Source organism: Tindallia californiensis, from assembly GCF_900107405.1.
Classification (GTDB): domain Bacteria; phylum Bacillota; class Clostridia; order Peptostreptococcales; family Tindalliaceae; genus Tindallia; species Tindallia californiensis.
Genome location: NZ_FNPV01000006.1, coordinates 218,166 through 241,093 on the forward strand (window position 1 = coordinate 218,166; position 22,928 = coordinate 241,093).

At 45.0% G+C, this 22,928-nt stretch carries 13 protein-coding genes; 1 reads left to right on the plus strand and 12 read right to left on the minus strand.

All coding sequences use genetic code 11. The annotated features are described in order from the left end of the window. Nucleotides 1–56: 56 nt before the first annotated feature. The 5 genes from BLV55_RS10025 to BLV55_RS10045 form a co-directional block, all read right to left on the minus strand. Nucleotides 57–6,638: an IPT/TIG domain-containing protein gene (locus tag BLV55_RS10025; protein WP_093313965.1), complete on the minus strand. Its 6,582-nt coding sequence runs from the start codon at nucleotides 6,636–6,638 to the stop codon at nucleotides 57–59. A 161-nt stretch (nucleotides 6,639–6,799) separates the two neighbouring features. After that, entirely contained in the window at nucleotides 6,800–8,344 is a 1,545-nt protein-coding gene (locus BLV55_RS10030) for a copper amine oxidase N-terminal domain-containing protein (protein WP_093313967.1), read from the minus strand. 238 nt (nucleotides 8,345–8,582) lie between these two features. Beyond that, a complete protein-coding gene (locus BLV55_RS10035; RefSeq protein ID WP_093313969.1) occupies nucleotides 8,583–11,684 on the minus strand; it encodes an efflux RND transporter permease subunit in 3,102 nt (1,033 codons plus the stop codon). Next, nucleotides 11,681–12,865 (minus strand): efflux RND transporter periplasmic adaptor subunit, encoded by a 1,185-nt coding sequence (locus BLV55_RS10040; RefSeq protein ID WP_176968367.1) that lies wholly within the window; start codon nucleotides 12,863–12,865, stop codon nucleotides 11,681–11,683. The genes BLV55_RS10035 and BLV55_RS10040 overlap by 4 nt, the downstream gene beginning before the upstream one ends. 28 nt (nucleotides 12,866–12,893) lie before the next feature. Further along, nucleotides 12,894–13,511 (minus strand): hypothetical protein, encoded by a 618-nt coding sequence (locus BLV55_RS10045; RefSeq protein ID WP_093313973.1) that lies wholly within the window; start codon nucleotides 13,509–13,511, stop codon nucleotides 12,894–12,896. Nucleotides 13,512–13,867: 356 nt separating this feature from the next. Between BLV55_RS10045 and BLV55_RS10050 the strand changes: the two genes are divergently transcribed. Then, nucleotides 13,868–16,399, plus strand: coding sequence for a hypothetical protein (locus tag BLV55_RS10050; protein ID WP_093313974.1), 2,532 nt, complete (start codon nucleotides 13,868–13,870; stop codon nucleotides 16,397–16,399). 66 nt (nucleotides 16,400–16,465) lie between these two features. On the opposite strand, the gene BLV55_RS10055 is transcribed toward BLV55_RS10050, so the two are convergent. The 7 genes from BLV55_RS10055 to BLV55_RS10085 form a co-directional block, all read right to left on the minus strand. Further along, nucleotides 16,466–18,319, minus strand: coding sequence for an LPXTG cell wall anchor domain-containing protein (locus BLV55_RS10055; protein WP_093313975.1), 1,854 nt, complete (start codon nucleotides 18,317–18,319; stop codon nucleotides 16,466–16,468). A 58-nt stretch (nucleotides 18,320–18,377) separates the two neighbouring features. Further along, nucleotides 18,378–18,644 carry a hypothetical protein gene (locus BLV55_RS10060; protein ID WP_093313976.1) on the minus strand — a complete coding sequence of 89 codons (267 nt, stop codon included), beginning with the start codon at nucleotides 18,642–18,644 and terminating at the stop codon, nucleotides 18,378–18,380. A gap of 288 nt (nucleotides 18,645–18,932) precedes the next feature. Then, on the minus strand, nucleotides 18,933–20,981 hold the full coding sequence (locus BLV55_RS10065) for a methyl-accepting chemotaxis protein (protein WP_176968368.1): 2,049 nt from the start codon (nucleotides 20,979–20,981) through the stop codon (nucleotides 18,933–18,935). A 306-nt stretch (nucleotides 20,982–21,287) separates the two neighbouring features. After that, the gene (locus BLV55_RS10070) at nucleotides 21,288–21,701 is read right to left on the minus strand and encodes a S1 domain-containing RNA-binding protein (protein WP_093313978.1); all 414 of its coding nucleotides are present in this window, start codon (nucleotides 21,699–21,701) and stop codon (nucleotides 21,288–21,290) included. A 79-nt stretch (nucleotides 21,702–21,780) separates the two neighbouring features. After that, entirely contained in the window at nucleotides 21,781–22,086 is a 306-nt protein-coding gene (locus BLV55_RS10075) for a septum formation initiator family protein (protein WP_093313979.1), read from the minus strand. A 168-nt stretch (nucleotides 22,087–22,254) separates the two neighbouring features. After that, nucleotides 22,255–22,518 (minus strand): RNA-binding S4 domain-containing protein, encoded by a 264-nt coding sequence (locus tag BLV55_RS10080; RefSeq protein ID WP_093313980.1) that lies wholly within the window; start codon nucleotides 22,516–22,518, stop codon nucleotides 22,255–22,257. Between the two features lie 110 nt (nucleotides 22,519–22,628). Next, entirely contained in the window at nucleotides 22,629–22,907 is a 279-nt protein-coding gene (locus BLV55_RS10085) for an HU family DNA-binding protein (RefSeq protein ID WP_093313981.1), read from the minus strand. Nucleotides 22,908–22,928: the final 21 nt, after the last annotated feature.

Consider the following 22,928-nt stretch of genomic DNA (forward strand, 5'->3'; position numbering starts at 1 on the left):
CCTATTCCCTATTCCCTATTCCCTATTCCCTGTTAACCTGCTTTTCCACCTGCTTTTTATCTGTCTCGTAGCAACATGTATTTACCTGCTTCTCTGATGGTCATTGTCCTTCCGTTATTTCTCTGGAAACTATGGGCGGAAGGATGATAGGTGCTAATACCTGTGTTTCCAGAGTTGCTTTCTGGATAACGGCCTGTATCAAGGTCAATGCTTATCTGACCACTACCAAGAATGCGAGGCAAGTTCTTTTCTGCACGGCCTGCTTTCAGGCTAAAATCAATGTGATAGGGGTTAGAAGCTCTGCTTTGTCTTCGATCGATGGCACTGTTCAGTGCATTGGCTTCATTACCTTCCAAGCGGGTAAAGTGGATGCGTGCCACTCCGTCCCGACTTTCTTCTGCACTCAGATTGCTAACGTCCCGGGTATAGAGGGTGTTTGGCGCAATGGTTAAACTAGCCTTGCCATCCGTAATGACTACTTCCCGGTTCATACTGGCCAAAGACTGTACTGGAAAGGCTACGATAAAGTCGTTATATCGGCTGTGTTCTGCACCGGAAAAATCAATGCGGTAGGGAGCTCTGCCGTCAGGAATTTCGCGACTTCCAATGGTTCGGACTACTGTACCATTAATGATTTCTTCTCTTCCCTGGGTTTCCAACTCTTCCCGCTGTCGATCCAGTTCTTCCAGCTTTTCTTCCAGTTTTGGATCTTCATCTGGATGTAAGGTTCGTGCGCTGGTTTCCCCGGATTCAATGGCACTGCCGTATTCATTCAAGGCTCTTACCCGAAAGTCGTAGCGGGTATCTGGCTCCAGATTTCGCACCAGGTAGTCGGCGTCATTGGCTTCTGCGATAAAGGTGTATTCTCTTTCTGCACTTCTTTTGCCGTATACTTCGTAACTGGCTGCGGCGTTCAAAACACCTGGATCGGATTTGGACCAGATCAGGTGGATACTTCCTTCTGATCCAGGTACGGCTTCTACTACCAGCGGTGCATCTGGTACTGGTATATCATAGTCGAAGTCTGGGGCATCATCTGGGTCGGAAAGTCCTTCATCTGGATTGAGGATGATCAAGTCATCATGTTCCAGATCTAAGGTTTCTGGGAACTGAACCCGCATGACGTTTTCACTTTCCACGTTAACCGTATTGGCAGCAACGCCACCAACAACGGCAAATTCCCTATTTCTTCCTTCTTCATCTACTCCACGAATTCCTTCCCCATGAACCTCCATGTCGTCGGTTACTTCATTGATGGGTACCAGTCTTCCTCCCAGAATTACCTGGGCTCCGTTCATAAACATTTCACCAGTTAATGTGATCTCTGTATCCATATCGTTGGCAAAAATCCGTGGTGGGTCTACGCTTTCGATGTTGGGCTGACTGATGTATTGGAATTCGCCGGGGGGCAGGCTCAGTTCTCCGTCCGGGTTTTCTACCCGAACCCGGACATTTCCGTAACGTGGACTTTCCGGTGCCACTACTTCTAGTTGTCGGTAATCCACATATTCTACATCGCCGGAATCTTCATCTACCCGAGCTTCTCCAAAAAGAACTCCGATAGGATCGCTATAACCATCCATTTCCTGGCGGAAATCATTTCCTCTGATCGTAAGTCGGGTTCCACCGGTGACCGGACCTTTGTTGGGGGTGACCGTATCCAGTCGAGGGTTGGATTCTCCCCGAGTAACTTCCAGGTAAATGGCAATGGCTTCTTCTCCCTGATAAAGGGCTTCTTCTGAGTTGGCGGACCCGCCATCAAAGTTGGTCACAACAATACGATATAAATTGTTAATGGTGTTTTCCGGCAATTCCGGAAGTTCAAAGACCAGTTGGTTTGGCAATTCATCTTCCAGCCGGTTTGGATGGTCTGGTCCAAGGGTTAGAATATCTCCTACTCGAATGGTGGCATCTTCCCGGAAATCAGTCCCGACAATACGGATAATATTACCGCCCCGCTGGGATACTTTTTGAAGCATGACTTCGCCATAGCCTTCCCGAGTTTCTCTAACCGGTTCTCGGCCTTCTCTTAAAATATTGGTAATCACTGGGTTACTGTCTGGTGTGATATATTCAAAATCCGAATTGGCGGTTCCCCCATCTGGATTGATGACGGATAGCCTTACGCGGCCAGTGGTAAAATAGGAAGGCATAGTGGCCACGATATGACCTTGATTCCGATGGGCTACTTCCGGGGCATAGCCGCCTTCTACAAATAATCGACGGTTCCTAATTTCCAGTCGCACCAATTCTTCATAGGGGTATTGGATGGTTTCTCCATCTTCTTCCCGGCTTAAATCTCTGGTATTGATAAAGACCTCCTCGCCGGCTCCAAAGCCAAGATACTCATGGCGATAGGTGTTTCCCTGATCGGTGATTTGAACGTTTAGGACGCCTCCATCCCCTGAATTATAATCAAATCGAAGGCCGTCTTCCAAGGTGACTCGAGTTCGGTTTACTTGAATCACTCCACTGTTTTCATGCTCCCGAGGTAGATCTGCATTGGTTCGATTCCCTACTCTGACACGGGTTAGCCGGGTATCTTCTTCCCGTACCGAAACAAGAGGGCTGTTTTCTTCGTATTCTTTGGTCATCAGCGTTACCAAGTCTTCTTCTAAAGCCTGCCCCCTTATTTCTACAGAGGTGCCTCCTCGCCGATCTCCTTGTGGTGGGTTCACACTGGTAATTTGTGGGTCTGAACTCTCAAAACTAAAGTTAACGGTATTGGAGATGCCGGCATCGTTGTTGACGATATACACTGGAACGGTTCCTTCATTGGGCCCTACGATTACTCTTAAAAACTCGCCGTCAAATTCTACCAGTTCGGCTTCTTCTGTTCCAAAAAACACCCTGGGATACAGGTCGTCCAAGAGGACATCAAATTCTGAATCATAACGGGAGGGACGGGTTATATCTGGATTGGCAGTAATCGTTTCAATCAGATTCCCGTCTTCATCCCGGATACGGCGGAAATCTCTGAAATCCACCCCGAAGATTTCTACGGTATAGCCTCCAGCCGCGGATCCAGCCGTTGGAACAATGCGCTCTATTTCTGGATTACTGGTGGGTACTACATAGGTATAGCCTAATAGTTCCTTCTGAATAGTTTGTTCATTTCCATCAGCATCCCGCTGAACCCTCTCTACGGTGATGGGATTATCGTAGTCTACGCTGAAGGTTCCTCCGTCGGAGTTTAACAAGGTTAAGGGCAAGGTGATTTCTCGCTGCCCTTCCTGCTGTAAGTTACCGGCATAAGGCGGTACCGTCAACACAATCTCCCGGCTGTCTACGGATAAATTGATATTAGCCCGGGGAACTTCCTGGGAGCCGATAAAGATACGAATACCTTCCGTAAAAGAAGCGTCGGTTACGGCTTCATCTAATTTTAAGGTGACTAAATTGCCACCACTATCCGGCCCTAATTCCGGCACAATATCTCGAAGGGCTGGGATGTTTTTAGGTTCTCCCAGATAGGTAAAAGCATTTTGCAGGGTTGCTTTTTGTGTGTCCGGATTCACCACAGAAACATCATAGGTGCCGGGGCCAGCCCAGTCAGCTCCCATCATATTTGGGACCCGGGCATGAATTTCGTTACTGCCCAGAACTTGTACCCGATTGCCGGTGATCCGGTCGTAACTTCCAACTCTCTCTACTGTGTAAGGAGTATAGGCTCTTAGGGTCATGCCGTCTATTTCCAGCACTCCGTTTTGGAGTTGCTGAATAACCACATTTCCACCTTCTTCCACTCCTTCAAACTGATCTTCTTCTTTGTTGTAACGAATACGCCAGGAATTGGCAGCACCATCTTCCAAGTAGTACTGATTTTGTCGGTTACGAACCAGACGAAAAAAATGTACTGGTGCGTCCGGATCCATTGGGTATTTAATAAAGATAACGCTGTCGAATCCGTCTCCTGTCCGCCAACGATCCGTTTCTTCCTGATATACAAACACTGATTCTTCAACGGTTCGATTTATTGCGTTGAACGGAGTCAAAGCAATTCTTGTACCATCCCGGTTATAGCGGTTGATATCCCTGCCTCCGATTTCCACTCGACTCCCCATCAGTCGGTTCATAATAAAGGCATCGATATCATCTATATTATTGACGACAATGGTGGGGTCCGGCCGGAAAAAGTCACTTCCTGTCAGGGTTAGCAGGGTATTTTCTGTGCCTCTGTCCGGTGTGACGCTGGTAAGCGCCGGATTGGTATCGGTTTCTGTATAGGTAAAGGGATGGGTGGCAATACCACCTTCCGGATTAATGACCTGCAACTGAGTCTCACCAGGCCTATTTCCCGGTGGGGCGATAAATTCGATATGCTCTAAGCTTCGATCCGTAATGGCGGTGACTTCCTCGCCACCAATATACAATCTGGCATCAGAACGTAACTGACTGCCATCAATTCGCACCGGTACGCCGCCTTCCATGGCTACCAAATTGGGTTCCACATTGGTAATACGTGGGTATTGGTTCGGATCTACATAGGTAAAATCAACCATATTTTCAAACCGTCTAAAAACCGCATAATCATCGCTTTCTCGACGAGGATTGCTGATACGGATATCCCTATTGGTGGTGTTGGTAACAGGAAAACCACTGGTACCGGTTTCCAGCGTCATGACAATGGTATCTCCAATCTGGTTGGCACCTTTTCCGTCCACCAAGGTCCCCCCTTGTAACACTTCAAATTTGGTGGGGCCATACCGATTCCCTTCAATTTCTCCCGGTTCAAGGCCCGGATCAATAATGGTGCTGCCTAGTTCTACTCGAGGTTGGGCTATTCGATCCTGCCCATCCGCATCTTCATAACGGGTAACCAGAAAGTTTTCTCCCCGAATCACTACCTGCAAAGGACCAATACGATCATTAATATGGCCCACACCGCCTGTTGGTTCTGTCTGCAACGGGAAGATAGTAGGCACAATATCCGTCACATCCGGCTGTTCCGTAGAAGGGATATAGGTAAAATCACCGGGTGCTAGTAAATTTTCCCTCAAACTCAGTACTCTTTCGCCACTTGGACTACCTAGGTCCTCTATACGAATCATCGTCTCTACTTCCAGTTCTACAGGCACCGGCCCTGCCTGGTCATCACTAAAGTCTCTGGTTCTGACTTTCAAGGAGTTGTCGGCTCCTTGGCCATCTTCAAATCCATCCTGGCTGCTGTTATGGGTAAATTCATGGATGGAAAGATCCTGACCCATATAGACTCGGAAGCGTCGTTCAACCGAAAGAATCGGATAATCGTCTCCGTCATCGCTAAAACGAAAATCACCGGATCCTTCATACTGGATGACCAGAGTTTCTACAGACTCTCCTTCCGGAATGTGGTCGTAAAGGTCTCCACCAATTTCAAAACGAATGGCTGTTGCCGGATCAAAGTCACTGTCGCCTGCCAGCACATAATCTTCTAACCCCGGTACCGCTAGGCGGGTCCAATAGGAACCCCAAAGCTCAACTTCTGTAGGTCGGCGGGTGGGAGCACTGGTAGGATCGAAACCTTCCAAGATTGGTGAATCTTCAATTTCTATGACTCGGAACTGACTATCCATGACATAACGGGTGTCTAGTCGCCCCGGTGGTGTCAGAACAACAAAATAGTCCCGCCCGGCACGAACATTAGGCACTTCCACGGTATAGACCCACTGATCATCCACTTCCACCGGCAGGCTTACTGGCTTGGCCTTAGCCTCTTCATTAAATAGATTGATATTGGTTAAGTTTTCCACAAAATAAACATCGTATCCATTGGGTGACATATTTCCTCGGGTAAATTCTACCTGACTGCCAACCCGGCCCATGGTAGGAAACATCTCTATGCCATCCAGTTCTAAATCTGTAATAATCGTAACGGCGTTACGATAAGTATCTACGTTTCGAAGAGAGTTGGTAGTGGTCTCTTTTTCTGTCTCTCGTTGTACGATAATATCATTTACGCCACCAGTAAAGCTCCCTTCCTTAGGCACCAAGCCTATTTGTTTATCCGATAGACCATCCCCTTCCGGGGAGTCATCGTTTGTAATAACCCTAGCTTCTGTAGATCCTACGTTTACAATAAAGTTATCCTCCGCTAAGTTGGTAATGTCTGTTTTATCACTGTTGATCACAATCATTTCATCGTCGGACACAATCGGCTTAATAATATTAGTAATACGGGGCATATTTTCCCGAATATTTTCATAAATTTTAATATCTCTTTCCAGAGTGCCGTCGGCCAATTCCTGGTAAAAGATAAGGGTAACGCTTTCAATGTTTTTGAAATCTTCCGGAAGATTTCCCTGAGTGGTGGCTCCAAGACCATAGCTTAAATCGCCCGCTGGGATGGTATAAACTCCTTCTGAGGTGTCTTCCACTTCAATGCTTCGATTAACAGAGCCAACAGATTCTGGTTCGTTGACGCTAATAGTCTTTCCTGTTTGATCAAAATCCGCGAGGTCGGTTCGAATGGTCACCGTCGGTCTTTCCAAATCACTTGCCCAGGCACTCAGTATCCCAAAGCCTTGGTTGGGGGCTACGGGAAGAATGGAAACAAAGAACGCAACCAAAAGTAGCCCGGCTATGGCCCGGCGGGGTTGAATCCTTTTTTTATGGAAAAATCTTTTTCGAAATTGGTTTTGGTGGCGGTTTATAGTCATAGGGTGCGTTCCTCCGGTATTTTAGATTTCTTATTTTCTGGTATGCTTCCTAAAAAATTATACCACTATGTAGTATTATCGGCAAAATTTATGTTCTTATAAAGGAGAAAGAGGAAATTAGTCCCCCCTCACCCGTCAAAGGAGAGGGGAGAAGGGGATTTTTACTGTAAATCCCGGATCATCTCTCGGATGAAATCCTCCAGGGTTCCATGAAAATCTTCCCAGTCTTCTTGGAATCGATGATAAAAATATTCCGTTAGTATAAAACCTGCTTCCACTTCCTGACGAATCAGTTCTTCTTGGTTGGTGTTGACAAACCAGCTATCTAGGGCGCGGATCATGGATTCATCAAAAATGGTAAACCAGGTATCGTAAACGGCGTTACGGGCCTGACTTCCTTGAGGCACTTTTCGCATCATATGGGAAAGGCTTTCGATTTCCTCTGCCAAATCGGCATGAATGGGCGTGAGAATGCTGTGCAAGTATTCATGGGCCAATAAGCGGTGATTCATCTGATCCGAAGGTCCTAATACCATGATCGAAGCATTGTCTAAAGGGCCGTAATTTTCTACCAGAAAATAGCCACGCCAGTAGGATTCCTGTAGATTGACGACAAAGTAAAATTCTGGCACTTCCTGGGGGGATACCCGGAGAAATTGGGTGTATTGAGCCAGAAACGCATACATTTCCGGATGATACATGGCAATGGCCTGCAGGTATTCTTCCCGGTATTTTTCGTAGAGGGTAAGAATATCTGCCTGCTCTGAAAATTCCTGTAACCGTTGATCCAGTTCCGCCAATTCTGGTAGCAAGGCTTGAATCCTTCGAGGTTCTTTGTATCGTAACCGGTTATCCATTTCTGATAAAGCGGAAATATATTTGCTATAAGGCAACCCTTTTTGCCGATAGTATCTGGGTTCTGTTAACTGTAAATCCATGGCTTTCAGGTCTTTCAATATGGCTTTGCGTACTGGATGAAATCCTGCCGGATTATTTTCTTCTTCATAGCCCGTATAATTCATAAAGGCATAGAGGGTGAACAAGGCCGGATCTCGAATAAGGGTGGTGTTTTCCTCTAAGGCAGCCGTCAACCGCTGTTTTTCCTGTTCTTCGGAGGCATTCCGTCTTTTTAGCCGTTCTTCTAGTCTTTGAGAAATCGAAGTATCTTCTTCCTCATCCGGTAGTGCTGGCTCGATGGGTTCTGGCGGAATTTCTTCCGGAAAGACTTCTGAACCCGGAGGCGGCGGACTGGCCACAAAAATGGTTTGACTGCTTTCCTGCCAGTGAACCAAGGCGTCAAAAGCTTCCAGCACTTTTCGAATGGGCAGATAGGTTCTGCCATCTTCTGCAATCACTGCCTGGGTATCGTTAGGAACCCGGTCTCCATCTACCATAATAAAGGGTTGTCCAATGGGCACCTGAACGGTAATCCCATTTTTATAAGCCGTAGCAATGCGGTTCTGACCATCCCAATGAACCTGCGCCCCAAAGCTTTCCAAGGTGATACGGAAAGGCACCAAGGTCCGGTTATTTTCATCAATAAAGGGACGACCGGTGGCTTCTGTAAATCTAAGGGGTTCTCCATCCATCACGATGGTAATATGTGTTTGTGCCATGATTTCCTGTGGTGGAACCACCATAAGGCCCATGATCAGAGTCAGTATCCATAGGTGGATCATCAATGATATTTTTTTTGTTTTTTTCATCCTACTTTTCCTCTCTGTTTTTTTCTTTCCTCATTCTTTGGATTTCATTATTCTTTTTATTATTTGATGGTGTCTTTTATGTATACCCTTTTCGCGGCAGAAAGTCAATTTACAGAGTGATGACAAAACAAATCAATGGGATTTCCTATATCCTAAAAGACTCCGGAGCTACTTAATGGCTCCGGAGTCTTTTTCTTTAATTCTTTTTCTTTGATTTTTTTCTTTGGTTCTTTCTCTCTTATTCTTTCACGGTTTTATCTTTTGGGGCAAACAAGCGTCCAATCAATGTCTTGGAACGGTCTCTGTTGTATCCGACTTTAAAGGCTGCCGGAATAATCAAGGTGGTCAGCATAGAAGAGATGACCAATCCAAAGATAATGGCATAGGCCAGTGGTGCCCATAAATCTCCTCCAAACAGGGCCATAGGCACCAGTCCGATGACCGTAGTAATCATTCCGATCATAATGGGTCTCAGTCTTGTTTCGCAGGCTTCTGGAATGGCTTCATCCACATTTTTGCCTTGCCCTACTAACAGGTTAATATAGTCTAGCAGAACAATACCGTTGTTCACCACAATTCCCATCAGGCTGACGGTTCCCATCAGCGCCATAAAGCCCAGGGGATAGCCGGTGACTTTAAGTCCCCAAATGACACCGATAAAGGATAGAGGAATGGTCCCCATGATAATCAGCGGTTGTCTTAGATCCATAAACTGGAACATAAGAATGATATAGATGAGGGCCATGGCCAGGAAGAAGGGGCCGACCAGAGACTCAAAAGCTTCTGCCCGATCTTCATTCTCTCCCCCATACTCCAGGGTATAACCGGCCGGCACTTCAAAACCGGCTTCTTCCATCCGCTCTTCTACAATATCCAATAGTTCGGCCGCCGACACCCCGGTTCTGGGATACAGACCAGCTGTAATGGTTCGGTCTCTGTCTCTTCGCAGGATTCGACTAAGGCTAAACTCGTTATCGATACTGGCTACCTGTTGCAAAGGAATGTTTTCTCCTGTGATTTGCGAAGTAACGAAAATGTTTTCCAACACTTCTACCCGATGTCGTTCTTCGGTAGGTATTTGAACTACCACAGGGATATCGTCCTCTGAATCTTTGGGTTTGATTTTGGTGATTTCCACTCCGTTTAAGGCCATTCGAACGGTACTGGCTACGTCGTAAGTGCTAAGACCCACCATACTGGCCTTGTCTTGTTCTACATCCACGACCATTTTCAGTACTTCGTTTCCATAATCGTCCTGAACATGGTGGCCTTCTTCAATGGTGCGAAGGATTTCTTTGGCTTCATTGGCTGTATTCCGAAGCACATCCACATCTTCTCCGCTAATACGCACCTGTACCGGCAGTCCTACCGGTACCGCATTTTCCAAGCGTTTCACTTCTATCCGGGCTCCTGGAATACTTTCTTCCAGTCGTCGATGAACCTGATCCATGGTGTCAATACGACCATTCACGATAAACTGAGATCGGTTGGTAGCAATCTGATGTGGCACAAAGGAAGGATAGAACTTAGGAATCCCATCGCCGGTTTTGCTCATAAAGGTGTCGATGGTTGGTTCCTCGTCCAAAATTCTTTCTATTTCGATGGCCGCCTGTCGGGTTTTATCCAAACTGCTACCCTCAGCCAAAATCACATCGATGACATACTGATCTCTTTCCACAAAGGGGAAGAGTTGCAATCCTAAGGTGGGTACTACCATAGCGCTGAGGATCAGAAATACCATGGCTAAAGAAATGGCGCTTTTCGGTCGTTTCAGAGCGTTGTCCAGCAGGCCTCGGTATATTTTAAGGAATCTTCCCTGTATCCGGTGTAAAACTCCTTTTCCATTGCCATTGCTTTTTTGTTGCTTCTGAACATCTTCTGTGGTTAAAAAGGTATATCCCATGGCTGGAATCACCGTAATTGACAAGAGGAAGGAGCATAATAAGGCAACGGTCACCAGAATGGGTAAGCTTCGAACAAATTTACCGGCAACCCCTTCCATTAATAGCAGTGGCATAAAAGAAGCTACGGTGGTTAGGGTAGAGGTCAGGATTGGGATCCTAACTTCCCGGATTCCATGAATGATGGCTTCTTTTCGTTCCATTCCCTTGCTCATGTACAGGTACATGCTGTCGTTGGCCACAATAGCGTTGGCCACCATCAGTCCTAGGCACAGGATCAGCGAAGAAATGGACACCTGGTGTAAAATAATGTCCGTAAATCGCATAAAGGCAAAGGTAGCCATGACGGTAATCGGAATAGCCGAGGATACCACTAAAGCACTTTTGGCTCCCATGGAGGCCATGACCGCTAATACGACCAGTACTACCGCTGACATCAGGTTGCGTTGAAACGTTTTAATGGCATCGTTCACATAGTCTGCCTGGTCTGTCACCACGGTCAGTCCCATGCCTTCCGGCAACTCTTGTTCTTTGGTTTCCAGGTATTCCCGGATATTTTCCCCTACCCGGACAATGTTTTGCCCTTCGGCATATTTCAAGCTGAGCAGTAAGGCATTGTCACCGTTACCGGCCACATAGGTCTCTCTTTCGCCCATGGTTTCCACGACGTCAGCAACATCCCGCAAGTAGATAATATTGCCTTCATCGGACATTCCTACTACTGTGTTTCGAACCTCTTCTGCATTTTGATATTCTCCGGTAATGGTAACAGGGATCCGCAGGCCGGAAAGGTCCAGATTCCCGCCGGGTATGTTGACATTTCTAGCTTTCATGGCGGTGCCAATATCCGTAACTGTAATGCCCATGTTACGCATACGAATCAGATCCAGTTTTACCTGAATTTCATCTTCTGTAAAACCATTGATGTCTACTACGGAAACGCCGTCGATTCGTTCCAGATCGTCTTTGATATCGTCAGCAAATTCTTTCATTTGCCGGTCTTCATGATGAGGACTGCTTAGGGTTAAGAGCATGCCGTAGGTGTCGATCAGATCTGTGTCTATTTCCGGATCCCAGGCTTGCTCTGGCAGATCAGCTTCTCCTACCCGTTGGTGAAGTTCTGTCCAGGCTTCGTTAATATCATCGTCGCTCATATCTTCCAGCCGAACAATGATCACCCCTACGTTGTCCAGAGAATAGGATAAAATCTGATCTACTTCTGTAATTTCATCAATTTTTTCTTCTAAGGGTTTGACAATATATTTTTCTATATCTTCCGGAGTGGCGCCGGGATAAATGGTTTTTACGGTGGCGCCGGGAGCTACTACATCCGGATTTTCCTGTCGTTCCATGGTGGCGTAGGTTGCCAGTCCAAAGAAAAACACAAAAAGGGAGAGGACAAAAACCAGGCTTCGGTTTTCAATGCACCATTTTGTCATTGGGCATCAGCCTTTCCAGCGTTGACGGTCTGACCATCTGTCAACTGATACTGACCTTCCACCACGACTTTTTCGCCGTCGGTAAGGCCACTTAGAACCTGAATGCGATCACCGTAAATCTCTCCCAGTTCTACGGTGCGCTGTTCTACCGTTCCATCTTCCTGATATACGAAAAGATAGGATCCTTCCGGTAAGTTGTTCACACAGTTTACCGGTACCATGATGGCGCTTTTTTCACTGGAAGCCAGTGCTACTTTCGCCAGCATTCCGGGGCGGATTTCTCCGTCGCTGTTGTCAATTTCTATTTGTACGCCAAAGGTTCTGGTTTTCTGATCAGCTACCGGATCAATATTGGTAATAACGCCCTCTACTTCCCGGTCAAGGCCATAAAGAAAAACAGATACGGATTCTCCGATATCAATCCGGCTCACAATGGTATCCGGTACCCCTATTTCCACTTCCATGGTGTCCAGCACGCCTAAGATCACGGTTGGGTGACCTGGTGCAATGGTTTCTCCGGCTTCGAAGGTAGTGCGCAGAACCGTAGCTGCAATGGGGCTGGTAAGCACGGTATCTTCCAGTTTGGACTGGGCAAGATCTAAGGCTCGTTGGGCTCTTCGCAGTTCTTTTTCCGTAATCTCGTAGGCATCTAATGCTTCCTGGTATTGGTTCTGAGCTACTGTGTATTTGGTTTCTATTTCTTCCAGATCTTTTGCGGAAACAACACCTTGCTGATGAAGGGTGGTCATTCGATCATACTGGGCTTCAATAAATTCTAACTGAGCCTGAGCCTGGTTCACTTTGGACGGAATCGCACTTTCTGCTTTTCGTCGCAATGCTTCATATTGAGCCAGGTTTGCATCGACATTCAGATCATAATCCTGGGTTTCCAACCGCATTAAAGGCTGCCCCGGCTGCACTCTGTCCCCAGCCTCCACATACACATGTTCAATGAGGCCTTCCACTTTAAACCCGGCCCGTACCATCTGGGAGGGTTTCACATTACCACTGATTTCCAGTTCTTTTCTAATTTCTTCCGTTTCTACGGCCTGTACCTGTACCGGTCTGGTAGGGCTTTCTGTTTCTGCCACATCAGATCTTCCGCAGGCATTTAAGGGTAATGCCAAGGCTACCAGTAACAAGAGCAGTACCTTTTGTACCCTTAATTGTTTTATCTTCATTCTCATTTCCTCCATCTCCTATCATGTATTAAACCTTTTCTTTCTGTTTTGAGGAACCATAAGGTGGCCCTCTTAGGCTTTGTACCAAATGAGGATCGATGGTTTTAATGATGTTTCTTTCTTCTTCGATGCTTTGCCTGGAGCGTTTTTCCAGCTCCTTGGAATGAACTTCTGTAAAGCAAAGATGGATCACCGGTTGAGACTGGCCTTCCTGCCGTTGTGATCCAGCCAGTTTCAGGTATAGCAATACTTTTTCTTCGTTCCGGGAATGACTGGCTGTTCTTTCCAGTTTTTCCATATTATCCGGCGCATTGGACATAATACGGGTCAACAGCCTTCGATTCATGTTTCTAACGGAATCGTAGCGTTCCAGATAATGGGACTGATTGTCCTCTCCCCAGCTTCTATATTTCTGCAGGATATCTTCCCGGTTTTCCAGACGAAGCTCTTGACTGGTCGATGCTTCTCCAAAAGCCGAAATACCTTCGGCAACGGACAGATCCGTAAGAAACAAAATGCCTGAAAAAAGAAAAAGGCCAGTTAAAAAAGCGAATATGAACTTTTTGTTTTTTTTCAGACCGGTTGCTATCATGGTTTCACCTCTTATCTCTTTCGCTTTCATTGCTACTCTTATTCTTACTTTCATTTTTCACTTTCTTCTTCACTCGTTTGTTTCATAGCGGCTAGGGCTTCTTTATCTTTATCCATTATGCCTATCTATTGGCTTATTGAACCTATGAAATCCTTTTATGAATCCACCTAAGGAATAGATCATGTGCATCATTTTATCATAAGCTTTCTTAAAAGGAAACCGTCTAAAGATTCTTTTTCGACACTAATGTAAATAAAGTTATGCCCTCCCTGTCCGGAAATAGAGAATTTGTAGGATGGAAAGATTTTTTTTTTGTGATAAAATGAATCTATCTATAAGAAATCGATATTATCTATCGTTATTCACCATGATACGTAAAAGCTATTAATAATCCTATAGGAGCTGGTTTTATGAAAAAAATCTCATCTTTCCTTGTTTTCTGTTTATCTTTTCTTTTATTGATCACGGCTCTTGTGCCAGCCCATGGTTTTAACAGTTATCCCCGCCAGGTACAACTGGAAACGATGACCATGGAGATCTATCTGGATGACTGGCAAATCCCAACCTCCATCGAGCCGGTTTTAATGGAAGGGCAATGGTACCTTCCGGTCAATGAGCTGGCGCCTTTCATGGGTTTTACCTCTTCTTACGACTCATCGGAAGGATGGTTGGAAATAACCACTGGCGGATCGGTTCAGGAAGCAGGCATTTCTTATTGGGCCGCCGAGCTGGCAAGGGCTTCTTATGAAGCCGAATCCCTTCAGGCGCAACAGGATTCACTGAAAAACCGGCTGGAAGAAGAACCGCAGCAAGTTTCCCGTCATGTGCGTGAATATCGGGATGACATTGAAACTCGCCATGATATGGAAGTGTTTTTACAAGATTATTTTGGGGTTTTCCAAGGAATGCCTGTTGATATCAGGCTACGAGAAAGGGATGACAGCGAATTTCGCTTAACCCTTGAAATCTCAGACTATGATCGATCTCGTTTTGAGAGAATGAATCGGCGTAGTTTGATTTCTTGGTTAGAGGAAATGTATGATGCGATTCTGGTTCTATATGATGAAGAAGCTCAGTTAGAAGGCACCCTTGCTTCGGTCAATGATGAACGAGAAAGCATCCTTCGTTTCCGCTCTCTTTACGGTGTTCCCGGTCGTCTCTCTGTTCATATGTTGAACCGGGATGAGGATGAGGATGAGGATACTTTGTTTTCACCTTCTTCCTTGCAAAGATTGCTGTTAAGAGAATTGGGAGATTATAACGGTGTCCGGTTTACCTATCGGGTTCAAGGGGATTACGATAATGCTGATCTCTTAATTTATCCGGACCGGCAGGACTTATCCCGCTACAACGACTGGAGTCTTGCACAACGTCGAGAGTATTTAATGGAACTGGCTGAACTGACAGAAAAAGAAGCGCCAGATATCTATATCTACGGTCGCCTGGTGGAAGAAGACAGCGGTCGTGTCCGAGAGATATTTGCACTGGAAAATGGTGGTCTCTATGGATGGGAACGAGATCCTTCAGATTGGTTTGATCGATATGAAATGGATCGCTGGCGGGACGATTTTGATAATGACCGCTATCAGCAATACTGGGAACGGGATCGATGGTGGCAGGATGGAGACTGGTATGAAACCGCCGCCAGAAGAGAAGTGGAAGACCCGGCGCCTGAAAGGATTTCTTTTCGAGAGCAGGTTCAGATGATGCCATTACTCCTAACCGTAGATGGCGTTCCTTTTAACAGTCAGGAAAAAATGTTCCGGCGGAACCCGGAAATTTATGTGCCTGCCGGTGAATTGGCTGACGCTCTATATTTAATGTTGCGTGTTCAGGAAGATGCAGGCCAGATGGTTTTTGGCATGAATCCGGCCGCTTATCCTTCAGAACAGCTGACCATGGTTCATCAGCTGCGTAGCAAGGAAAGCGAATTAGAAACGCTTCGCCGGGAAGTATCCAGTCTTTTGAAGGAAGTAGAAGAAATGGAACAACGCCCAATTATCCGGCCATATGAACGAATTACCTCTATTGGTGAAATGGAGCGTTATTTGGAAAACCGTTATGGAAACTTTATGGGAGTCTATACAGAAGTTTACCTTTCCCGCTTGCGTGATCAACGCTATCGTTTACGGGTATGGGTAGCGGATGAAGATTTTGACGAATTTGATGGTATTTCTCAACGATCTATTGAACGTTGGATTGCGGATATGCAGGCAGCAATCCGAGAAATGTATGATGAAAAAGCAGAAGTGGAAGGTTCTATCCGAAGTGATGGAGAAGAGGAAGATGACCGGGTTATGATCTCTTTCCGTCAGCGGGGAGGAAGATTAGATTTTGACTTTGATGAGCATAGCGGTGCTGGGCATCGACGGGATCTGGATCTGGAGAAATTGTTAAGAGAGTTACGACGTAATATCCGAAGGTTTGCCGGACGCAGCTTTACCTATGAAGGAGATTTAATGCGTCGGGACGTAGAACTAAGAATCGTCACCAGCGAAAGTCGGTTTATGGATCTGAGCCCTGAAGATCAATCTGATTACCTGCATGAACTGATGGACGAAATTTACGCTGTCTATCCAGGTATTACGGTAGACGGGTTAATCCAACATTCCAGTCAAGCCTCGCCCTTCTTCCGTTTTTCCATCGAGAATGGAAATATTTTCTCGGAAGATCTGATGCAGTCTCTGGAAGACGATCTGAACCGATATGAACGAGACTTTGACGGATTGCGCTTTGAGTTTGCGATTAATCGTCAACATGACGGAGATATCCGTCTACGGCTTGATGGTGGCTTTACACGCGATAGCGATGCCTGGCAAAATGTGGATGCCGCCGCTTTTAATCAATGGCTGGAAGATTTGAAAGACCGGGCCGAAGATGTACTGATGCTTAACGTAACTACCCAGTTAAGAGATTCTAATGGTCGTCGGTTAGAACTTTAATAAATGTGTGCGAAAAAAAGCCGGAGGATTACTTTTATCCCCCGGCTTTTCTTTTCTGTTTTTTCTTTACCCACTATATCGACTTTTCATGACTAATCCAGTTCCAGCCAGTAACAAACCGGCCAAATAGAAGAATAAGGGGTTCCCTTCACCGGTTTGAGGCAACACCGGTACTCCTAACGGTATTTCTTCATCCAGAATAATGATTTCGGAAGGTTCCACAGGTTCTGGGGCTCCTTCAGGTATCACCCTATCCGGAATAGTGATTTCTGTTTCTGTCGCTTCTATTGCTTCCGGCGTTCCTTCTGGTATGGCAATCGGCTCTAATTCAATGATATCATCTGTTGTCTCGTCTGTTTCAATTATTTCTACTGGTGGTGTGGTTGTTCCACCTCCGCCACCGCCGCCGGCTGGTGTTTCTTCTTCATCAATAATAATTTCTTCGTCTACATCTTCGTCTGTTTCACCATCTACATCTTCGTCTGTATTTTGGTCGGTGTCTTCGTCGGTATCTTCATCCGTCTCACCGTCTGTATCTTCTTCAGTTTCGTCATCTGTGTCTTCTTTTAACTGGTTCCTAATAGTAGCAACAGCCGTCTGGCAAACAGGAGGTGCTATCACCATTGTTTGAATCCCTTCATCCTGATCGTTATCGCAATCTGGTATGATAACCATAACTCCCTGCTCAGCTTCTAACCATTCAAAAGCATCATTTTCATCAATTACTTCCATTATCTTATAAGTTCCTGCCTCAATTCCTGTCAACGTGTTGAATCCCGGCATAATGGTTTCGAAAACGTAATTTGGTTCATTAGGGTTTTCAATAACCTGACTTTCGCCGTCCACCCGGTAAAGCTCAACCGTAAAGGCATCGCCTTCATAATCTGTTATCTCATCCCCATCAGCTTTCAACATTATTTTATTAATAATTAAATCAAACAATTCCGTTCCTGGCTCTTCATCTTTAATTCTAAGATGGCTTAAGACCAACATTGAACCTGGTCCCTGAGCTTGACCTTTTCCTTGATTGTTTGATGGGATTGAAAGTAAGATTTCTCCACCACTCTCTTCTGCTATTAATAAAACGTATGCGTTAAGCAGCGTATCATGATCAACGGTGCCGATAAAGAAATGTTGCAACTGACCATTTCCCACTGGGCTTCCACTATCTGTTTTTGTTCCGGAATCCTGGAAAGTAGCATGAATCTCTGAAGGGGTGTACCCTGTCGGAATCTGGTTTAGTACAAAATGCCATACCACTTTTTCCGTTAATCCTCCGTCAGCATCACCAATACTAATTGGATCTCCGCCACTATCCTTAGGATCTTCCGAATTAACCCCTCGATGTGGTGCATGAAGATCTACTTGAATCGGTTCCGAAGCAGCTTCCAACTCTAACAAACCGGTTGATTGAAATACACTGGCTGCGATCCCTGGCTCTTCATCACCATTTTTTGATTGATTTTTCTCCTCCTGTTCCTTGTTCTTCTGGCCATTTTCATCCTTGTGTTCTTTTTCCTGGTTTTTCACCTCTGTTTCTGTTGCTGATTTTTCATCATTTCCTATTTCATCCTTGTTTGGAAAATGGCTTTCCATCTGAGATTCCTTTGTTTCTTCTTCCGAACTCTCACCTTCACTTTCTGAGTTCTCATTATCATCGATAGCATCTGCGTTCTCATTGGCAGTATCACTACTCTCATTGTTAGTGTCTCCGCTCTCATTGGCAGTATCTGATGAAGGCTGATCGTTTTCTGTCCCTTCATCACTTGATTCCTGGTTGCTTTCTTGGCTATTTTCTTGGTTGCTTTCTTGCCCATTTTCATCATCTGTATCTCCAAAGGCGGCCAAGCTGCTTCCAAAGGCCAAGAGTAAGACGAGTATCAAACTTAATGTTATTTGCCACTTCTGATTTCTTCTCATTTTTCTCACTCCTCTTTTCTTTTGTTGGTATCTTTTGGAAAAGGAATTTCCTGATTTTTTACTGAATCGCTCTTGTTTTTCCTGAGACGACCTCCTTAAACGTTTTTTTCCATTGCCTTAATGTTTCATTTCTATCCTCTGTTTTCTCATGCTGTTCCAACACTGATTCCATTAGTAAAATCAGTTCCCGATGACTTCTAAAGTGGATTTTTTCTCCCGTGTCTAATCGTTGTAAGCTTCCCTGCCAGCTATAATTTTGAAGGTAACGAATATCAATGATGAACTGAACACCACCGACAATACCTTGTTTTTTCTCTTCTTTCATACGGGAGACCTCCCTTCCGTTCATTGATTAAATTAATTGATTATTCTCAATATACCCTACGGCTGTTACATCGGCAGAACATCTGTGTTACATCGGCGTTACAGCCAATAAGACGCTTCGCGTCTTATTGGTTGGTTAGTTGGAAAGGAAAAGCAAAACCACAAAATAATCCACAAACTAAATGCGCATTCCATTTCCTTATCCAAAAAAAAAGCCGGAAAACAGATCTTAATAGATCGTTTTCCGACTTTCGAAGGGTTTTTAGTTATTCACTTTTATGCTTTTTAGCTAAATTTTGAAATGACTAATGCTTAACTGCATTTCTTCTGCTAGTCTTGCCAGTTCTTCGCTGGCATTGGATATTTCTGTCACTGAAGCAATCTGTTCTTCCACGGAAGCAGAGGCTTCTTCTGTACCCGCTGCATTTTGTTGAGAAATGGCTGAAAGGCTTTCCATTACACGGATAATTTCATTTTTCTTTCCATCCATTTCTCTGGCAGAACTATTAATATTACCAATCACCTCTTGCATGCTTTCAATGGCTCCTGCAATGCCGTCAAACTGCTGGGTAGTGGCTTCCAGACTGTTGGTCTGTGATTCAACGGTTTTATCCATCATTTCCATGGTTTTAACCGCACTTCCCGTTTTTTCAATCAACTCGTTGATGACGGTAACAATTTCTTCTGTAAAGGTACTGGATTGCTCTGCCAGTTTTCGGATTTCTTCAGCTACTACTGCAAAGCCTCGTCCCTGCTCACCAGCCCGAGCTGCTTCAATCGCTGCATTCAAGGCTAAGAGATTGGTTTGTTCTGCAATGCTTCGAATCATTCCACTGGCTTCTTCTATTTTTTCCGCACTTTCATTGGTGTTTTTAATGATGTCACTGACTTCACCGGAGGCTTCCCGATTGGTATTAGCGTGTTTAACTAGTTCTCCCAGGGTTGTCATTCCCTGATCTTTTAAGCTTCGCACCTGTTCTGTCGCTTCGTTGAGCTGGCGGACGTTTTCCAGATCTTTTTCAATCAGTGTTCCCATTTCAGTAATATTGGCGACTCCTTCCTGGGTACTGCCAGCCTGATTGGTTGCTCCATTGGCAATTTCCTCAATGGTTCTGCCTACTTCCTCTGCTGCTGAACTGGATTGCTGACTGGTAGCACTGAGTTCTTCTGATGAAGATGCCACCTGTTCCGAATGACCGGCAATATTCGATACCATCTCTTTAATGGAAAGCCTCATGTTTTCAATAGCATGGGCCATTTCTCCAAATTCGTCTTTCATCTTCAGTAGTTTAGGATCGGTTTCTACGGTAAAGTCACCACGGCCAATGGTTGCCAGTTGTTCTTTGGTTTTGCTGATGGATGTCATAATATGTCGGGAAATGCTCAGCAGGATAACTCCCAGGATCACAAACGCAACTATCCCGGTTGTTGCAACGGTGATGGTGTTTTGTCGAATGGCTCCGGCTACCCTTTCCATAGAAAAGCCGATATTAATGGCGCCAATATGTTGGCCATCGACAAATACAGGATAGGCGACGTCATAGACATCAACGCCTTCTGTATCAAAGAAGTACTCCGAAGTAAAGGGGTTTCCTTCCACGGCTGCCACTTGACTACCTTCATCCGTCAGCTCAATCCCAATCCGTTCATGATGAGAGTGGGCTACGGCTCTCTGATTCAGATCTATAAACAGGGCAAAAACAATGTTGTCTTCCGCCGCCAAAATCTCTACTAAATTTTGATGTCCAAATTCTTCCGTCATTTCATTGATATTATTGGCCAATACTCCCGCCTGTACAAATCCGCCCCGGGGACTTCGAACGTAGCCGTATTTATAGTAGTCATCGGTGACGGCACTTTCCCGAATCTCTTCCATCAACTCTCTTTCACTACCAGAGGCAAAGGCTGCCGCTGGATGATCGGAAGGTGCTTGCCAGCCCAGATTGGCCGGATCGTTGGAATATAGGATCAATCCATTATTATCGTAATAGTTTAGCTCATCCACATTCATGGCGTTGGCTAAATCTGTCAGCATCTCATTGCTGATTTCGTCCTGATACAATACCACTGTATTAGAAACTTGTCGAATGGTATTTTCAACGGTATGGGTAATGGTTTCAATTGAGGTGGTGGCCAGCTCCAGTTGTCGGGCTGCCTGAGATGCCACTTCCAATCCATCATCCCTCATTTGGTCCAGCATGCTGTCCCGGGTACCGGCAGCGGAAACCATACCAATCACCAACACAGCTATCAGCACAATGACCAGAGGTAATACGGTTAAGCGCCTGCGGATGGAACGGGTTGCCCGATGTTCTTGAAGCTTTTGCGTTTTTTTCATCTTTTCTCCTCCTTTTTCTGCGAATATCTTATTTTTCTTTCTCATCAATCTTATAGATGGTTTTTATGTAGGCAAACACGATTACCCATTAACCTATTTTTGAAACATCACACTTTATTTTGACACATTGATGTGCCACGATTGTATCGATAAAAGGGCTCTATGTCAACCTTCCTGGCAAATGTCGAAATAATCAGAACGCAAAAAAGCCGGAGTTTTTTTCCTACTCCAGCTTTTGCTTTTCATTATTTCCTAGTAATTGTTTACCTATTTGGGGTTTTTCGGCAAATTCCTCTTTGAGGATCCTTATTCCCTGCTCCCACCGCCGGTATTGCGTCGAACCTGTTTGACCCGGTTCTTATTGCCTTGCATCTTTTCTTCGCTATCTTTCATGAATTTACTAATTTTATCTTCCAGAGATTCTGTCTGACTGGTTTTGGAAGGAGAGCTCCAGTCCAACTCTGTTGGTGCTGTGCTTTTTTTCTTTTCCTGAGCCTGGCGAATGGACAGACTGATTTTTCCATCATCATTAATGGAAAGCACCTTTACTTTGACCTTTTGTTTGTCCTTAATAAATTCGCGAATATCTTTTACATAGTCATCGGCTACCTCTGAAATGTGAACCAGCCCTGTTTTTCCTTCGCCCAAATCGATAAACGCACCAAAATTGGTGATTCCTGCTACTGTACCTTCAATTATTTTTCCCACCTGAACCGGCATAAATTCTTTTTTCCTCCTTGTAAATTATGTAGTGAACAGCCATTTTATTTTTAATAAACTACCGTCACCGGTAGGTATTTTATTGGTTTTCCCGCTGTTGAATATCCACCAGTACCCACTCATCTTCCCGAACCATTCTGAGGTTCTGGCGAGCCATGGCTTCTATGTATTCATCTTCTGTGATATGTTCCAACGTGTAGCGAAGGGCTTCAATTTCTTCTTCCAAGGATTCCACCTGCTTTTGCGCATGATGATGTAATTCTTCCAGTTCTCTCCGTTCCTGTTCTTGGGTATACCAGGTTCGAATCGGATTGAGCGCCAGTAGAATCACCACGATCCAAAAGATTTTTCGGCTTAAGGAAGATTTTTTTCTTCTCCGAGCCATAAGAACACCCCTTGACTAATGGTGCTTTGCACCTTTAAAAAGTAAGCATAAGGCCTTATGCTTAAAGCATGATGTCATAAAATAAAAAAATCCTAGTCATTCAGCTACAGTATACCCTTTTTTCTTGCTGTTGGCAAGACTGAAGACATTTTTTCACATAGGCGATGTTTAAGAATCAGCGGATGTAGGAGAAGGCGTCATCTGATAAAGGCTTTCGGCTTCTTCCTTTTTTACATGTTCTGCCACCTTCAGCACTTGTATATGTAAAGGAGGCTGACTGATGGCAATGGTTAGATGATCTCCCGGCTGAACTTCTGTGCCCGCTTTGGCATCCCGCCCATTGATGGTAACAAGGCCTTTGTCGCAGGCTTCTTTGGCAATGGTTCTTCTTTTAATAATCCGAGCATTTTTAAGGTATTTATCCAGTCGCATAATATCTCCTTATTTCATTCCTTCTAAGTATAATAAAATCAGGCCAAAGCCTGATTTTATTATTTGATCAATGTATTGTATTTCCCATGATTTTACAGGATGTCCAGGACTTATTCGTTGATTTTCTCTTTAAGTGTTTTACCTGCTTTGAAAACCGGTGCTTTTGAAGCTGGAATTTCAATCACTTGCTCTGGATCTCTTGGGTTTCTACCTTTTCTTGGTTTTCTTTCACGAACGTCGAAAGTTCCAAATCCTACTAATTGAACTTTTCCACCTTCTACCAATGTTTCCTCAACTGTTTCCATAAATGCATTCAGTGAAGCTTCTGCATCTTTTTTTGTCAGGCCGCTGAGTTCCGCCATTTTTGCAACTAATTCCGCTTTGTTCACAAAATCCCTCCTTAAAATAAG

Excerpts from the sequence above, each read along its gene's own strand:
- BLV55_RS10025 (WP_093313965.1), bottom strand. The coding sequence starts at position 6,638 with ATGACTATAAACCGCCACCAAAACCAATTTCGAAAAAGATTTTTCCAT.
- BLV55_RS10030 (WP_093313967.1), bottom strand. The coding sequence starts at position 8,344 with ATGAAAAAAACAAAAAAAATATCATTGATGATCCACCTATGGATACTG.
- BLV55_RS10035 (WP_093313969.1), bottom strand. The coding sequence starts at position 11,684 with ATGACAAAATGGTGCATTGAAAACCGAAGCCTGGTTTTTGTCCTCTCC.
- BLV55_RS10040 (WP_176968367.1), bottom strand. The coding sequence starts at position 12,865 with ATGAAGATAAAACAATTAAGGGTACAAAAGGTACTGCTCTTGTTACTG.
- BLV55_RS10045 (WP_093313973.1), bottom strand. The coding sequence starts at position 13,511 with ATGAAAGTAAGAATAAGAGTAGCAATGAAAGCGAAAGAGATAAGAGGT.
- BLV55_RS10050 (WP_093313974.1), top strand. The coding sequence starts at position 13,868 with ATGAAAAAAATCTCATCTTTCCTTGTTTTCTGTTTATCTTTTCTTTTA.
- BLV55_RS10055 (WP_093313975.1), bottom strand. The coding sequence starts at position 18,319 with ATGAGAAGAAATCAGAAGTGGCAAATAACATTAAGTTTGATACTCGTC.
- BLV55_RS10060 (WP_093313976.1), bottom strand. The coding sequence starts at position 18,644 with ATGAAAGAAGAGAAAAAACAAGGTATTGTCGGTGGTGTTCAGTTCATC.
- BLV55_RS10065 (WP_176968368.1), bottom strand. The coding sequence starts at position 20,981 with ATGAAAAAAACGCAAAAGCTTCAAGAACATCGGGCAACCCGTTCCATC.
- BLV55_RS10070 (WP_093313978.1), bottom strand. The coding sequence starts at position 21,701 with ATGCCGGTTCAGGTGGGAAAAATAATTGAAGGTACAGTAGCAGGAATC.
- BLV55_RS10075 (WP_093313979.1), bottom strand. The coding sequence starts at position 22,086 with ATGGCTCGGAGAAGAAAAAAATCTTCCTTAAGCCGAAAAATCTTTTGG.
- BLV55_RS10080 (WP_093313980.1), bottom strand. The coding sequence starts at position 22,518 with ATGCGACTGGATAAATACCTTAAAAATGCTCGGATTATTAAAAGAAGA.